The organism is Ruegeria sp. CDSB013, from assembly GCF_059611165.1.
In genome coordinates this window covers 107594-122331 of the sequence record NZ_JBXWPA010000005.1, presented here as the reverse complement: position 1 = coordinate 122331, position 14738 = coordinate 107594, and the positions used below count along the sequence as shown (strand labels likewise).

Below are 14738 nucleotides of genomic sequence, written 5' to 3'. Positions count from 1 at the left end.
ACCGTGACGAGCCGACGAAGTTTTCTTGCTGGGTTGGCTGCTGCCAGCCTTGCGCCCTTGCGTGGATGGTCAGCTGTCGGCGCACCGGATTATCTGGCCGCCGCACTGTTCCCGGATGGGACTTTTCGGCTGGCCGGGTTGGATACGGGCGGCGACATCCTGTTTTCTCTGCCGTTGCCCGCGCGCGGGCACGCGGCGGCGGCGCATCCCCACCACGCGCAGGCGGTGGCCTTTGCACGCCGTCCGGGAACATTTGCAATCATCATCGACTGCGCGACCGGCACACAGACCGCTGTGTTAGAAGCCCCGAAAGGCCGCCATTTCTATGGGCATGGCGTGTTCTCAACCGATGGAACGCGGCTGTTCACCACCGAAAACGATTTTGAGACCGGTCAGGGTGTGATTGGTGTCTGGAACATGGATGACTACACACGAATTGGGGAGTTCGCTTCGGGCGGTGTCGGTCCCCATGATATGCGTCTGATGCCAGATGGTCGCACATTGGTTGTGGCAAATGGCGGGATCGAAACCCATCCAGAAACAGGAAGAACCAAACTCAACCTGCCTGTGATGCAACCGCGCCTGACCTATCTGGATCAAAATGGCGGGGTTCTTGAGCAGGTGGAACTGCCACAAAAGCTGCACAAAAACTCGATCCGCCATCTGGCGGTGCGACCTGACGGTTTGATCGGTTTCGCGATGCAATGGCAGGGCGACTCATCGCAACACCCTCCCCTCTTGGGTTTGCATCGCCGTGGCGAAAAACCCCTACTACTCAGCGCGCCCGACGCTGACCAAAGTACGTTGCAGGGATATGCGGGCAGCATCGCCTTTTCCGGTGCAGGCGAAACAGTCGCTATCACCTGTCCCCGCGGCAATGCCCTGCACCGTTTTCGGGTCACGGATGGACAGCTTGATGGCGTCTTCCTGCACGAGGATGTTTGCGGCCTTGGCACCGCATCAAACGGGTTTGTGTTCACAACCGGGACTGGTGTGATCGGGCAATTGTCCACAAACAAAGCCCAAATATCCAACCGGTCTGAATGCCAATGGGACAATCATCTGATCCCAATTCGTGCTACCGCATAAATTCGGAAAACTCCGCCCCATAGATTACACTTGGAAGAATCATATAGCTGCCGTATTGGCGGGCGCGAAACTGGCACCCCGGCTTACAAGGACTGACTTGATTGAAACACACGCCCGACGCACCGCATTCCATCTACGGAGTTGAGAAATGGGGCAAAGATCTCATTGAGGTGACGGAGCAGGGCGAAATCGGTCTGCGCAATCCCATGGCACCCGAGGCTAAAGCAATCAGCCTACCGGGTATTCTCAGTGATCTGGATGAACGCGGCATCAAAGCGCCGATGATCCTGCGCGTCAGTTCCTATCTGGAACACGAGATTGTCCACATTAACGAGAGCTTTTGCGATGCGATTGCGCGCACCGGTTACAAGGGCAGCTATCGCGGCGTGTTCCCGATCAAGGTGAACCAGCAGGCGCAAGTGGTCGACCGGATCGTCGAGTTCGGCAAGAAATACAACTACGGGCTCGAGGCCGGATCCAAACCCGAACTGGTGGTGGCGCTGGCGCACCGCCTAGCCCCCGAGGCGTTGATTGTCTGCAATGGCGTCAAGGATGCCGAATTCATTCAGTTGGCCATCCTCAGCCGCAAGATTGGATTCAACACGGTCATTGTGTTGGAAAGCCCGAAAGAGGCTGACACGGTGATCGAAGTCTACAACGAGCTGGGCATCGAACCCCTGATCGGCGTGCGGGTCAAACTGACCAACCAGATCAGCGGCAAGTGGGAAGAAAGCTCGGGTGATCGATCAGCCTTTGGCATGAATACCGATCAGTTGGTCGCCACGGTGGACAAGCTGAAGGCGGCGGGCCTGCTGCATTGCCTGAAGCTACAGCACTCACACCTTGGCTCGCAGGTGCAGGACGTCAATGATGTGCGCCGCGCAGTGGGCGAGGCCTGCCGGTATTACACTGAACTGACACGCGAAGGCGTGCCGCTAACCCATCTGGACCTCGGCGGCGGTATGGGCGTGGACTATACGGGTGAGAAGAAGGCTGCCGAGAACTCGATCAACTACACGGTCGAGGAATACTGTGCCAACGTGGTCGAAACTGTGGCCTATGCCATGGACGAGGCCGAGGTGGATCACCCTACACTGGTCACCGAAAGCGGCCGCGCCGTGGTGGCAACATCGTCGATGCTGGTGTTCAACGTGCTGGAAAGCACGCTTTACGATGCGCCCAACGGCCCAGAGGTCGAAGCGGACGATCACCATCTGGTCTCAGATCTTGCGGCGATCAACGGCTATCTCAGCAGCGACCGACTGCAGGAATGCTGGAACGACGCGAATTTCTACCGCAACGAACTGCGCGCGCTGTTCCGCCGCGGCTATGTGGACCTGCGCCAGATGGCCCGCGCCGAACGGATCTACCTGTCGCTGATGGCCCGTCTCAAGGCGCTGGCCGCAAGCGACGATCTGGACACGGATGTGGATGATCAGCTTGAGAAAGTGGCCGATATCTACCACTGCAACTTCTCACTGTTCCAGTCGCTGCCTGATGTCTGGGCGATCGACCAGCTACACCCAATTGTGCCCCTGCAGGGCCTGAACCAAACGCCTGATCGTCGCGCGGTACTGTCCGACATCACTTGCGACAGCGATGGCAAGATTGATCGGTTCATACTGGCCGACGGTGTCTCGCCCAGCCTGCCTGTGCACTCCCTGCCCGAAGATCGGGAATACCTTATGGGTGTTTTCTTTGTCGGTGCCTATCAGGAAACGCTGGGCGATTTGCACAACCTGTTCGGCGACACGAACGTCGTTACCATCGACCTGCGCGCGGACGGCGGCTTTGACCTACTGCACGAGCAAGAGGGCGACACGATCAGCCAGGTTCTGTCGTATGTCGAGTTCGACCCCAACGATTGTGTCGCCGCGTTCCGCAAAATGGTGGACGAGGCGATCTCGACCGGTACTCTGATGGCCAAGGACCGCAAAACCCTGATGAGCGCCTATCGCGACTCCATCAACGGCTACACCTATTACGAATAACTCCAGAGAGGAGATGACCCCCATGGGAACTTTGAGTGGCAAAACACTGGTTGTCGGCGCAGGCGGCGTATCGCACGCGGCTGTGCACAAGATGGCAATGAATTCGGATATCTTCACCGAAATCACTCTGGCCAGCCGCACGAGATCAAAATGCGATGCCATCGCGAAGGCAGTGAAAGATCGCGTGGGCGTTGACATCGCCACCGCCGAACTTGATGCCTACAAGGTCGAAGACACGGTCAAGCTGATCAAGGAAACCGGGGCCGAACTGCTGGTGAACCTCGCCCTGCCCTATCAGGATCTGGTGCTGATGGATGCGTGTCTTGAGGCGGGCATTCATTATCTCGACACTGCGAACTATGAACCCGAAGATGTGGCCAAGTTCGAATACCACTGGCAATGGGCTTATCAGGACCGGTTCAAAGAGGCAGGCCTGACCGCCATCCTCGGCTCGGGCTTCGATCCGGGTGTAACCAGCGTGTTCGCCAAATGGCTGAAGAAACACAAGCTGGACACCATTCGCCAGATCGACGTTCTGGATGCCAATGGCGGTTCGAACGATCAGGAATTCGCCACCAACTTCAACCCGGAAATCAACCTGCGCGAAGTGCTGGCCGAAGTGCGCCACTGGGAAAACGGCGCATGGCATACCAGCCCGGCGATGACCACAAAGGTCGAATACGATTTCCCCGCCATCGGCCAAAAAAACATGTACCAGATGTATCACGAGGAATTGGAGTCGCTTACAACCCACTTCCCCGAGATTGAGCGTGCCCGCTTCTGGATGACATTCGGCGACGCCTACATCACCCATGCCAAGGTGCTGGAAAATGTCGGCATGACTCGCATCGACCCGGTGATGCATGACGGCAAGGAAATCATCCCGATCCAGTTCCTGAAAACCCTGCTGCCCGACCCCGGCGATCTGGGTGCCGAAACCAAGGGCAAAGCCTGCATCGGCGATATCGCCACGGGTCAGGCCAAGGACGGCTCAGGCGAGAAGACCTACTACATCTACAACATCTGCGATCACGAGGAATGCTATGCAGAAGTTGGCAGCCAGGCCGTCAGCTACACCACCGGCGTCCCCGCCATGATCGGTGCGGCGCAGGTGCTGAAAGGCAACTGGTCCGAGCCCGGCGTGTGGAACATGGAACAGCTCGACCCGGATGACTTCATGGACATGCTGAACGAGCACGGCCTGCCGTGGCAGGTCCACGAACTCGACGGTCCGGTCGAGTTCTAATTTTATCGTTTCCAAAATACTCCGGGGGTCCGGGGGCAGAGCCCCCGACCTCTCCACAATTGGGAGTTGCCGGACATGTCCGACATGATGACCACACAGGCCGGAGACGCCGGAGCCTTTCGCAGCTTTGACCTGAGCCGCGTGCCAAGCCCATGCTTCGTGGTTGATGAAAAAGCCGTCGAGCGGAACCTGACCATTCTCGCCGATATTGGAACCCGATCCGGCGCACATGTGCTGAGCGCGCTCAAGGCATTCTCGATGTTCTCGCTCGCCCCACTTGTCCGCCAACATCTAGGCGGCACATGCGCGTCCGGCATTTTCGAAGCACGGTTGGGTCGCGAAGAATATGGTGGCGAGGTCGCGACCTTCTGCGCCGGGTACAAGGACGCGGACGTCGATGAAATTCTGTCGTTATCCGATCACATCATATTCAACTCACCAGCGCAAAAAGAACGGTTTCTTGCCAAAGCTCGGAACGCTGGCGTTCAGGTCGGTCTGCGCATCAACCCGGAGCATTCCGAAGGCGAGATCCCAAAATATGACCCCTGTGCGCCCTGCTCTCGCCTTGGCACCCCAATCAGTCAGTTGACGACCGACGAACTGACCGGGGTTGATGGCCTGCACATGCACACGCTCTGCGAACAAGGGTTCGCGCCATTGCAACGCACTTGGGAAGCCGTCCTGCCAAGACTCAAGCCCTTCCTCGGCCAACTCAAATGGCTGAACTTTGGAGGCGGCCATCATATCACGCGCGACGACTATGACCGCGACGGGCTGGTGGCGTTCATCAGGGACATCCGCGAGACATACGGCATCGAAGTCTATCTCGAACCCGGTGAGGCGGTCGCGCTGGACGCAGGTATCTTGGTCGGCGAAATCCTCGACCTGCCAACCAATAACATGAACCTTGCAATCACCGATATCTCGGCCACCTGCCACATGCCTGACGTGATCGAAGCCCCCTATCGTCCCGCCCTGATGGATGAGGCCGAAGCAGGCCATACTTACCGTCTGGGCGGCCCCTCCTGTCTGGCCGGTGACGTGATCGGGGATTATACGTGGGATCAGCCACTGGAATTCGGCCAACGCTTTGCCTTCCTGGATCAGGCCCACTATTCGATGGTCAAGACCAACACATTCAATGGCGTACCGCTGCCCACCATTGCCCTGTGGAATAGCGAAACGGACGAGCTGAAGATCATCAAGCAGTTCGGCTATGACGACTTTAAGGACAGACTCTCATGAGCATTTTCCTCGACAGTGAACTGACCGCGTTTGAGCGCACCGAAGATGCCCGTTTTCGCGTGATCCCGGTGCCGCTGGAGCGCACGGTCTCTTACGGCTCGGGCACGGCCAAAGGCCCTGATGCCATCATCGAGGCCAGCAATGAGCTGGAACGCATTACCGGACATGCCGAGCCATGCGTCGAGGGGATTTTCACAGAAGAACCAGTGGATTGCGACGCCGCCCTGTCCGAGATCATGGAGCGCCTTGCCCAGCGCACCGAAGCCGCTGTTCGTGCTGGCAGGGTTCCAGTGACTTTGGGCGGAGAGCATTCCCTCAGTTACGGCGCCGTCATGGGCGTGACCCGCGCGCTAGGTCAACCCATCGGCATAGTTCAGATCGACGCCCATGCCGACCTGCGCAACGCCTATCAGGGGGAAAAACACTCCCATGCTTCGGTCATGCACCTGCTGGCCGAAGAAGGCGTTCGATTGGCTCAGTTCGGTGTCCGTGCCTTTTCGACTGAAGAGGCACAGAGCCGCCTGAAAAACCACATCTTCCACGTGGATGCAGAAGATCTGGTCACAGGCAATATCCACGCTGTCGACCTGCCAGAGGATTTTCCCGAGCTGGTCTATGTCAGTTTCGATGTCGACGGGCTGGACCCTGCGATCATGCCCGCCACAGGAACTCCGGTGCCCGGTGGCCTTGGATATTATCAGGCGCTACGGCTGGTAGAACACACCCTGAAAGGCCGCAAATGCGTAGGCTTCGACGTGGTGGAACTGGCCCCGAACGGCAATGCCGCCTGGGACTTCACCGCTGCGCAGATCGTTTATCGCCTGATGGCTGCCTGTTAACCCTCGGACGTTTCGTTCAGTTCCATATGGCCTTCGCCCTTGTTCAGGACGCGGCGCAGCATGGGTTCAAAGAACTCAAGCGGTTTGGTCGGATACTCGGGATCAAACGCCTTCTGATCGTATTCATGGCAGAAGTAACGGCAGTCCTCCCAATAGGGGCTGTCGCGGTACTTGTCGCGGGCGTTACGATCGCCTCCCAGGTGGTGATTGTAGTAATAGCCTTGGAATACGCAGTGGTGTTTTAATATCCAGTGGGTTTTCTCGCTGACATAAGGTTTCATCATCGCTGCCGACAGCTCACCGTGGTTATACGGTGACAGAATATCTCCGGTGTCATGGATCAGTGCCGCGACCACCAGTTCTTCATCTGCACCATCCTCATAGGCACGCGTCGCGGCCTGAAGGCTGTGCTGGTAACGATTGACCGGGTATGGCGTCCACGCCTCGTCCAGGGAACGGATCGCGTCCAGGATTCGGTCTGGAAGGGCGGCGTTGAACGCCTCTTCATACTCCATGACGGCGTCCCAATCGGCTTTGGTCGCCTCCTCAAAACTGGTCCAGGTGGGTTTGTGGCTTTTGTCCAGCATGATATTTCCTCTGGCTGATCTGCTATGGCCAGCATATCCGAAGACAGCAGCTGAAAAAAATGAATTGATTTTATCACTTCGATCAAAAAATACTTTCAGCATGCAAATCAAAGCCCTTGAGACATTTCTGTGCGTTGCAGACACCGGTGGCTTCCATGCCGCTGCACGACACCTCAACATCACACAGACAGCGGTCAGCGCCCGTATCAAACTGATCGAAGAGGAAACCGGAAAGCCCTTGTTCACTCGGGGCGCAGGCGGCACCAACCTGACAGAATTCGGACGGCAGTTTCGACCCTATGCCGAGCAGATGTTGTCATTGTGGTCCTTTGCCTCTCGTGACCTACCGGGGCAGACACCGCACCGGATTGCCCTGCGCCTTGGTGCACAGCTCAGCGTTTGGGATCCATTGCTGGTCGATCTGGCCGTTCGTTACGAACAGCGCCATGGCCAGCTGTTGCTAACCCTGAACTACGATCATGACCTCAACATGGTCGAGGCCGTGGCGACGCATGTATTGGATGCGGCACTGACCCACGAAAAACCATCTGATCGGCGCGTTCTATATCACGAACTGGCGCCTGAACGTTTGTTGTTGGTCGAAACCCCCGACGCCGGCAAAGACCCGGTTTTCGTCAATCTCGAATTGGGCGAAGTCTATCAGGACCACGTGCGGTCAGCAGCGCGCAAAGCGGCAGGTCAGACACTTTTTTTGGGCAATTGCATGATGGGTCTGCGCTATGTTTTACGGCGCGGCGGTACGGGTTACTTTCCCGAATATGTAATTCGAGATCAGTTGAGCGACGGCACTTTGGTATCGGTTACCGAAGCGATGGATCTGATGTTGCCGCTTTACTTGGTGACCAGACGGGATAGCGAGGCGTTTGACTACGTGGTGGCCTGCCTGACTGAACTGCGCGCGGCGAATTAAGCCTGCGACAAGGTTCCATTCGCCCCCCGCGATCGGGTGCGCAGCAATGGTCGCCCGGCGATCAACAGGAACACGCACGAAATAAGGACGCCGATAATCGCTGGCAGGTATAGCAATATCCACAGGTTCGGATCATCGATCACAACCGGCGCCACAAAGCCCCGGACACCCTCCAACAGGACCAAAATCGTGAAAGCTCCGAATATCTGTGGCCACAGCCCAAAGCGCGAAAAACTGCCCAGCATCAGCGTTGAAAAACCAGCCATCGCCACCGCGATACAAATGGCGATCCATGAAAAACGCTGATGCAGCTCTTCGATCAGTTCCCCTTCCGAGAACTGCTCGGTCGCAAGAATACTTTCCCGGCCCTGCAACAACTCGAGCGTTGGGATCGCCTCAAGACTGCGCATGGCGTTGGTGTCTGAATTTGTGAGTTCCGAGATGTCATAAGAGGCATCCGCAAAAAGTGTCGAAGACAGCGTCCTGCCTTCTGGATTCAGGCGCAATGCGATCCCGTCCACCATCACCAGATGAATGCCAGTGCCATTGTTGACCAGATAAGCCGTCTTGCTGGAATAGCTTACCGGGTCCTCTTCATTCCGACGATCCGACACGAAAACCTCGGACAGCGTGCCATCCAAATCAATTTTCCCAATGTAGACCGTAACGCCTTGCGCGGGGTGCAGAAATTCACCCTCATTTAAAAGCTGGGCAGTGACGTCTCCGGCAACCTCGGCCTGGCGCTGCTCTAGCTGCTCCACCGATGCAGGGCGCAGAAAGACACTGATCGCGGCCATCATCAGACCGGTCAGGATGCCGAATACGAACACTGGGCGCGCCAATCTCCAAGGGCTGGTCCCTGTGGCCAGCATCACCGTCATCTCGCTTTCGCGGCTCAGGCGGTTGGTGGCATAGACAGCGGCGGCAAAAACCGCCATTGGCATCACGGTGCGGATAAGGGTCGGCAACGTCAGTGCGGTGAATTCCAGAAACACCATCGCGGGTTGGCCGCCGCTGATCACCCGGTCAAATAGGCTGACGGAACGGGTAATCCAGAACACACCCACCAGAACCAGGGTAAAAAAGCCGAACAGAATCAGCAGCTGCCGCAGGAAGTAACCATCAAAACGCGACATGAACCCTCTTCCGCCTGTCTGTTGTGGGCAGGACCATAGGCCATTCCAAAGGCGCAGGAAACCGGATTGATCGAATTGCGCGGCACCTGGCTAAACCAATGTTAACCCCATCTAAACCCCAGGTTCAACACAGCCGCCAATCTGAGTGGAATGAACAACCGAGCACGCGATGGAGAAGAATATGATGGCCCACGCAGACTTCATCACCGAAATGGGCGTCTTTTGAAGACTCGTACATTCGCATGCGGCGTAAAGCCGGTTGGTTGTAGAAAATGGATCGGTCAGATTCAGCCGCCTTTAGAACCCCCCCGGGTCTCAAAATTCCCGTATGCAACACCGGCAAAGTTTTCTACGCCACATATTTGCCATATTTCCTTTCAGTTGATACGGTCGCAAAAAAGGCGAATGCCGGTGGCCAAGATAGAGCAGCAGTCAAAATATTCTAAGAGCGTCGCAGCGCTCACCGTGCCAGAGTCCCTAAAGGGCAAACGCGGAGGGCTGTTCTATTTGCTTTGCGAAATGGAGCGAGCTCGGCTTATGAGACTGTACGGGCCGAACTTCGAAGACATCATCACAAAGTCGCCCTCGGACCAGGGCTCAAACAACGGTCGATTGGTCAGTATGCTCTCGGTCGACGAGTTCATATTTTTCTAGCAATCAATGCCTGGCAGTTGCGTTGTTCGAAAAGTTAAGAATCGCGTCTTGTGACCGGGTCCCTGCAGCCTCAGATTACACCCCAAATAATTGCAGGATACCTAGCTTGGGTTTCGTTCTTTACGATGAAACGGCCGCAGATCAATGAGGAAATGGCAGGGGCAGCAGGGTTCGAACCCGCGACCTACGGTTTTGGAGACCGTCGCTCTACCAACTGAGCTATACCCCTAAGGTGCGCTTCAAATATGCCAGCCGCGCAGCGGACTCAAGAGGCTTTTTTAGATTCCGCGCGACTAATGCATCCGACAAACAAGTTGCGTGCAGCGTTTAGTTCTATAAGACACGGTTTGGTCAGTACGAGGGACCCAATCCGTGAGTATCCGCAAAAAGATCGCCGACAGCGAAGCCGTTTTGAACTGGGCCGCGCGCCGCATCGCAAGTTATATCCGGATGGTCAATCGCAACACCAAATGGAAGCGCATCGGATACGAAGAACTGGACCAACTGGCCGAACAAGGTGAGCCGGTGATCGTGGTGCTGTGGCACCAAAGGCTGGCGCAGTCGCCGTATTTCTTCCCGCTGGACAAAGGGCGCATCTGTTCAATCACTTCGTCTGCGCGGGCCGGCAGCATGGTAGGTCGGGTGCAGAAACTATTCGGCATGGACACCATCGCCATGGCCAGCAAACACAAGAGCAACGTCGCCGTTTCGCGAGAAGTGATCGGCAAGATAAAACAAGGGGTTTCCATCGGCATCGCAGCTGACGGGCCACGTGGACCCGAGCGTGTGCTTTCCACGGTGCCATTGGTTTGGGCGCGCACGTCTGGCAAACGAATCTTCGGGATCACCTTTTCTGCACAATATGGCAGCGAAGCGGGTACATGGGATCGTCTGCTGATGCCCCGCCCCTGGCGGAACACGGGAGTCTTTCTATGCCGCGAGTGGACTGAGACCGTGCCGCGCAAAGCATCAGAAGAGCAAATCGAAGAGCTGCGCCAAAGCCTTGAGCAGCATATGAACGATATCACTGCCGAGGCCGACCGCATGGTCGGGCGCGAACCGTGGTCGCCAGAGGCCTAACCGCCCCTTAACCGCTGCATCAGGTAAACTTCGCTGCCTTCAGGGATTGGCTCGGTCAACCCTGTGGCGATAACGCGGCCATCAATTGCGATAGACACCCCGGCATCAATAGGACCTTGAAGCTGTGGATGGGCCAGCACCAATGCGCGTAACAGTTCTCCGGTCGTCTTGGCTTCAACCTCGACGACCTGCTGGCCCCCGGTCAATGACCGGAGGCCGGACCAGAGATGAACCTCAACCATCGTCCTTGAGCGCGGCCAGAATGCGCGGCGGTGACATCGGTAACTGACGCATGCGCACGCCAGCCGCATGGGACACGGCGTTGGCAATGGCGGCCAGAGGCGGCACGATGCCGGTCTCGCCGACGCCTCGTACACCGAAGGGATGACCGGGGTTGGGTACTTCGACAATCACGGTGTCGATCATTGGCAGGTCACTGGCGACAGGAATCCGGTAGTCGAGGAAGATCGAGTTCTGCAGGCGACCGTCATCGCCGTAGATATACTCTTCGTTCAGCGCCCAGCCGATGCCTTGCGCGGCACCGCCCTGATACTGCCCTTCCACATAGGTCGGGTGGATCGCCTTCCCGGCATCCTGGATGACCGTGTAGCGGGTGATCGAGGTCTTGCCGGTTTCCGGATCAACCTCGGCATCAACGATATGAGTGCCAAACGACACGCCTGCGCCTTCCGGGGTCGCCTCAAAGTGGCCTGAGATCGGACCGCCGGTCGAACCCATATGCGCCGTGATATCGGCCAACGGCCGCGGATCGAAATCACCGGCATTGGGGCCCGAGGGCACCGCACAGCCGTTTTCCCATTTGACTGCGTCCGTCGGAATTCCCCAGCTGGCCGCCGCACGTTCGCACAGTTTTTCGACTGCGTGTTTGGCTGCTTTGATGGTCGCCAGACCGGAGGCGTACGTCACGCGAGAGCCGTGGCTGACGTCGTTGTACCCAAGCGTCGCTGTATCGGCGATGGTCACCCGGATGTTTTCGTAGGGAATGCCCAGCACCTCAGCCGCCATCAGCGCCATTGAAGCGCGCGAGCCGCCGATGTCCGGCGTACCGACCATCAACTGGGCCGAACCGTCCTCGGACAGAGATAGCGAGACCGAAGTTTCACCACCGTGGTTAAACCAGAACCCGCAAGAGATGCCGCGCCCCTGCCCTGGCTTCAGCGGGGCTGAGTAATGCGGATGCGCCTTTGCGGCTTCCAGCGTCTCAACCAGACCGATGCGCTCATAGCGCGGGCCATAGCTGGCTTTGGTGCCCTCGTGTGCCGCGTTTTTCAGGCGCACATCAACCGGGTCGAGGCCCAGCTTCTTACACAGCTCGTCAATCACCGACTCAACCGCAAAAGCCCCCATCGGCGCACCGGGTGCACGATAGGCAGCCTGTTTCGGCCGGTTGGCCATCACGTCATAGCCAATCTGCTTGACATTGGTCAGGTTGTAGGGCGCAAAGGCGCACATGGCGGTCATATCGCCGGGCGCGCCCGGAAATGCACCGCCTTGTAGGCGGAATACGCCTTGGGCTGCGGAAATCGTGCCGTCCTTCTTCATCCCAATCTTGATGTCCATCGACGCCGAGGAAGTCGGTCCAGTGGCCCGGAACACCTCGGACCGGGTCATCACGAGCTTGACCGGACGGTTGGCCTTGCGGCTCAGCGCCAGGGCAACGGGTTCGATAAAGACGGTCGTCTTACCGCCGAAGCCACCACCAATCTCGGATGCCGTGACGCGCAGTTGCGAGGTTTCGATACCCAGCAGCGCTGCACAGGTTTTCTGCGCGATCCAGTGGCCTTGGGTCGTGCACCACAGCTCACCCTTGCCATCGTTACCCAACATACCCAAACAGGCATGCGGTTCGATGTAACCCTGATGGGTCGCCTCAGTGACAAAGCTGTCTTCGATGACCAGATCGGCCTCAGCAAAACCGGCTTCGACATCACCGTGCCCACTTTCATGGTAGCGAACGACGTTCGGGTGCATGCCTTCCGGAACCGAATAGTCTGCGGCACCTTCGCGAATGACAGGCGCATCAGAGGCCATCGCCTTGTCCACATCGGTGACGTGGGGCAACACCTCGTATTCGACCTCGATCAGCTTGAGCGCATCGCGCGCTGCCAGTGCCGAAGTGGCCGCAATGGCTGCTACAGCGTGGCCGTCATACAGAGCCTTTTCGCCTGCCATGACGTTTTCCAGAACATTCCAGAATTCGCCCTCCAGTCCCGGTTTGAACGGGACGTCTGCAAAATCCGCGCGGGTCACGACGGCTTTAACGTCCTTATGCGCCTCGGCCTTCGAGGTGTCGATTTTCACGATCCGCGCATGGGCATGGGGCGAGCGTAGGATTGCGCCGTGCATCATACCAGGTGCCGACATATCGGCCCCGAACTTGGCGCGGCCCGTGACCTTGTCCAACCCATCAGGGCGGTTCGGGCGGGTGCCAACAAAAGTGAATTCAGATTTGCGATCGTCGAGTGCCATTACGAAGCCTCCCGCAGTTCTTCTGCCGTTTCCATGACGGCGCGAATGATTTTGTCATAACCGGTGCAGCGGCAAAGGTTGCCCGCCAGCCAGTACCGGGTTTCTTCTTCGGTCGGGTTGGGGTTCTTTTCCAACAGAGACTTGGCCGCGACCAGAATACCCGGAGTGCAGATACCGCACTGCAGCGCTGCATGTTCGATGAACTTCTGCTGCAGCGGGTGCAGATCGTCACCATCCGCGATGCCTTCGACGGTCTCGATAGTCTTACCATCTGCTTCAACCCCCAGCATCAGGCATGAGCAGACCAGCCGGCCATCAACTGAGACCGAGCACGCACCGCAGTCACCGGTCCCGCAGCCCTCTTTCGCGCCGGTCAGGTTCAGTTTGTCGCGCAAACAGTCCAGCAGGGTCTCCCGCGGATCGCACAGGTATTCGACAGTGTCGCCATTTACAGTGGTAGATACGTGGAACTTGCTCATGCTTGTTCTCCCTTCGCACGGGCATAGGCGATTTTCGCGGCGCGCTTGGCAAGAACGCCAGCGACCTCGGTGCGGAACGCGATGGTGCCGCGCTTGTCGTCAATCGGGTTGCATGCAGCGGATGCCGCAGCAGCCAGCGCATCAAGCGCGGCATCGTTCAACGTACTGCCGATGATGGCCTTCGCGCAGTCTTCAACCAGTAGAACGGTCGGGGCGACAGCACCCAGCGACACGCGGGCTTCGGTAACAGTGTCGCCGTCCAAACGCAGGTTCACCCCTACGCCGACAACAGCAATATCCATCTCGGTGCGTGGTATGAACCGCAGATAGGCGTCGCCGCCATCCTCACCCCGTGCGGGAATGTGCACGGCCGAGACCAGCTCACCCTTGGCCAGCGATGTCTTGCCAGGGCCGGTCGGGATATCTTCGACAGCAACTTCGCGATCGCCACCCGGGCCTGTCACGGTAACGGTAACTCCGGCGGCGACCATGGCAGGCACGGAATCCGCCGCAGGAGAGCCATTACACAGGTTCCCGGTCAGCGTTGCGCGCCCCTGCACTTGGGTTGATCCGATCAGGTCCATCGCCTCGACCACACCGGGCCAATCCCGGCCCAGTTCGGGGTGCTCGCTCATTTCTGCACCGGTGGCAGCGACTCCCAGCGTCCAGCTGCCATCGGCATTGCTGTTGATGTCGCTCACGCCATCAATCTTTTTGATGTCGATCAGCGTGTCGGGTGTCACCAGTTCCGAGCGCAGCTGCACCAGTACATCGGTGCCTCCTGCAAGAAATCGGGTAATGCCCGTCGCATTCGCGGCCAGAGCCGACGCCTCGGCAAAGCTGGCGGGGCTGTGATAATCCATGAAAATACCTCGCACCTGTTGATCAGGATTCACTGGGGTTCGCAGGGGACGTTAGTGCAGCTACCCCACGGCGTCCATGGCTGGAACGACCAATTTTTGTGTTTATCG

Annotated in this window: 13 protein-coding genes and 1 tRNA gene; 7 read left to right on the top strand and 7 right to left on the bottom strand. The window is 57.9% G+C overall.

Going from position 1 to position 14738, the window contains the following annotated elements; translation table 11 throughout:
• Nucleotides 1-3: 3 nt before the first annotated feature.
• The 5 genes from AC2FJF_RS10860 (at nucleotide 4) to speB (ending at nucleotide 6410) form a co-directional block, all read left to right on the top strand.
• Nucleotides 4-1089 carry a DUF1513 domain-containing protein gene (locus AC2FJF_RS10860; protein WP_496725403.1) on the top strand — a complete coding sequence of 362 codons (1086 nt, stop codon included), beginning with the start codon at nucleotides 4-6 and terminating at the stop codon, nucleotides 1087-1089.
• A gap of 101 nt (nucleotides 1090-1190) precedes the next feature.
• Nucleotides 1191-3080, top strand: coding sequence for a biosynthetic arginine decarboxylase (speA, locus tag AC2FJF_RS10855; protein ID WP_496725401.1), 1890 nt, complete (start codon nucleotides 1191-1193; stop codon nucleotides 3078-3080).
• A gap of 22 nt (nucleotides 3081-3102) precedes the next feature.
• On the top strand, nucleotides 3103-4326 hold the full coding sequence (locus AC2FJF_RS10850; protein WP_496725399.1) for a saccharopine dehydrogenase family protein: 1224 nt from the start codon (nucleotides 3103-3105) through the stop codon (nucleotides 4324-4326).
• Nucleotides 4327-4401: 75 nt separating this feature from the next.
• Nucleotides 4402-5571 (top strand): carboxynorspermidine decarboxylase, encoded by a 1170-nt coding sequence (gene nspC / locus AC2FJF_RS10845; RefSeq protein WP_496725397.1) that lies wholly within the window; start codon nucleotides 4402-4404, stop codon nucleotides 5569-5571.
• On the top strand, nucleotides 5568-6410 hold the full coding sequence (speB, locus tag AC2FJF_RS10840) for an agmatinase (RefSeq protein ID WP_496725395.1): 843 nt from the start codon (nucleotides 5568-5570) through the stop codon (nucleotides 6408-6410). Before nspC ends, speB begins: the two co-directional genes overlap by 4 nt.
• Here speB and AC2FJF_RS10835 read toward each other — a convergent pair.
• Entirely contained in the window at nucleotides 6407-6997 is a 591-nt protein-coding gene (locus AC2FJF_RS10835) for an HD domain-containing protein (protein WP_058278402.1), read from the bottom strand. The genes speB and AC2FJF_RS10835 overlap by 4 nt on opposite strands.
• 100 nt (nucleotides 6998-7097) lie before the next feature.
• Between AC2FJF_RS10835 and AC2FJF_RS10830 the strand changes: the two genes are divergently transcribed.
• Entirely contained in the window at nucleotides 7098-7928 is an 831-nt protein-coding gene (locus tag AC2FJF_RS10830) for a LysR family transcriptional regulator (RefSeq protein WP_496725393.1), read from the top strand.
• On the opposite strand, the gene lptF is transcribed toward AC2FJF_RS10830, so the two are convergent.
• Together lptF and AC2FJF_RS10820 are read right to left on the bottom strand one after the other, a co-directional pair.
• A complete protein-coding gene (gene lptF / locus AC2FJF_RS10825) occupies nucleotides 7925-9064 on the bottom strand; it encodes an LPS export ABC transporter permease LptF (protein ID WP_496725391.1) in 1140 nt (379 codons plus the stop codon). The two genes, AC2FJF_RS10830 and lptF, sit on opposite strands and share 4 nt — an antisense overlap.
• Nucleotides 9065-9871: 807 nt before the next feature.
• Nucleotides 9872-9947, bottom strand: a tRNA-Trp gene (locus tag AC2FJF_RS10820).
• A 143-nt stretch (nucleotides 9948-10090) separates the two neighbouring features.
• Between AC2FJF_RS10820 and AC2FJF_RS10815 the strand changes: the two genes are divergently transcribed.
• Nucleotides 10091-10798 (top strand): lysophospholipid acyltransferase family protein, encoded by a 708-nt coding sequence (locus AC2FJF_RS10815; RefSeq protein ID WP_496725389.1) that lies wholly within the window; start codon nucleotides 10091-10093, stop codon nucleotides 10796-10798.
• Here AC2FJF_RS10815 and AC2FJF_RS10810 read toward each other — a convergent pair.
• The 4 genes from AC2FJF_RS10810 to AC2FJF_RS10795 are packed head-to-tail and all read right to left on the bottom strand — an operon-like array spanning nucleotide 10795 to nucleotide 14630.
• Nucleotides 10795-11040 (bottom strand): MoaD/ThiS family protein, encoded by a 246-nt coding sequence (locus AC2FJF_RS10810; RefSeq protein WP_496725387.1) that lies wholly within the window; start codon nucleotides 11038-11040, stop codon nucleotides 10795-10797. The two genes, AC2FJF_RS10815 and AC2FJF_RS10810, sit on opposite strands and share 4 nt — an antisense overlap.
• The gene (locus AC2FJF_RS10805; RefSeq protein ID WP_496725386.1) at nucleotides 11033-13288 is read right to left on the bottom strand and encodes a xanthine dehydrogenase family protein molybdopterin-binding subunit; all 2256 of its coding nucleotides are present in this window, start codon (nucleotides 13286-13288) and stop codon (nucleotides 11033-11035) included. The genes AC2FJF_RS10810 and AC2FJF_RS10805 overlap by 8 nt, the downstream gene beginning before the upstream one ends.
• Nucleotides 13288-13767 (bottom strand): (2Fe-2S)-binding protein, encoded by a 480-nt coding sequence (locus AC2FJF_RS10800; protein WP_496725385.1) that lies wholly within the window; start codon nucleotides 13765-13767, stop codon nucleotides 13288-13290. The genes AC2FJF_RS10805 and AC2FJF_RS10800 overlap by 1 nt, the downstream gene beginning before the upstream one ends.
• Nucleotides 13764-14630, bottom strand: coding sequence for an FAD binding domain-containing protein (locus tag AC2FJF_RS10795; protein WP_496725383.1), 867 nt, complete (start codon nucleotides 14628-14630; stop codon nucleotides 13764-13766). Before AC2FJF_RS10795 ends, AC2FJF_RS10800 begins: the two co-directional genes overlap by 4 nt.
• Nucleotides 14631-14738: the final 108 nt, after the last annotated feature.

What these genes read in the sequence shown, in the direction of transcription:
- AC2FJF_RS10810 (WP_496725387.1), bottom strand. Translation starts at nt 11,040, where the DNA reads ATGGTTGAGGTTCATCTCTGGTCCGGCCTCCGGTCATTGACCGGGGGC.
- nspC (WP_496725397.1), top strand. Translation starts at nt 4,402, where the DNA reads ATGTCCGACATGATGACCACACAGGCCGGAGACGCCGGAGCCTTTCGC.
- AC2FJF_RS10805 (WP_496725386.1), bottom strand. Translation starts at nt 13,288, where the DNA reads ATGGCACTCGACGATCGCAAATCTGAATTCACTTTTGTTGGCACCCGC.
- AC2FJF_RS10800 (WP_496725385.1), bottom strand. Translation starts at nt 13,767, where the DNA reads ATGAGCAAGTTCCACGTATCTACCACTGTAAATGGCGACACTGTCGAA.
- AC2FJF_RS10830 (WP_496725393.1), top strand. Translation starts at nt 7,098, where the DNA reads ATGCAAATCAAAGCCCTTGAGACATTTCTGTGCGTTGCAGACACCGGT.
- AC2FJF_RS10850 (WP_496725399.1), top strand. Translation starts at nt 3,103, where the DNA reads ATGGGAACTTTGAGTGGCAAAACACTGGTTGTCGGCGCAGGCGGCGTA.
- AC2FJF_RS10795 (WP_496725383.1), bottom strand. Translation starts at nt 14,630, where the DNA reads ATGGATTATCACAGCCCCGCCAGCTTTGCCGAGGCGTCGGCTCTGGCC.
- AC2FJF_RS10835 (WP_058278402.1), bottom strand. Translation starts at nt 6,997, where the DNA reads ATGCTGGACAAAAGCCACAAACCCACCTGGACCAGTTTTGAGGAGGCG.
- lptF (WP_496725391.1), bottom strand. Translation starts at nt 9,064, where the DNA reads ATGTCGCGTTTTGATGGTTACTTCCTGCGGCAGCTGCTGATTCTGTTC.
- speB (WP_496725395.1), top strand. Translation starts at nt 5,568, where the DNA reads ATGAGCATTTTCCTCGACAGTGAACTGACCGCGTTTGAGCGCACCGAA.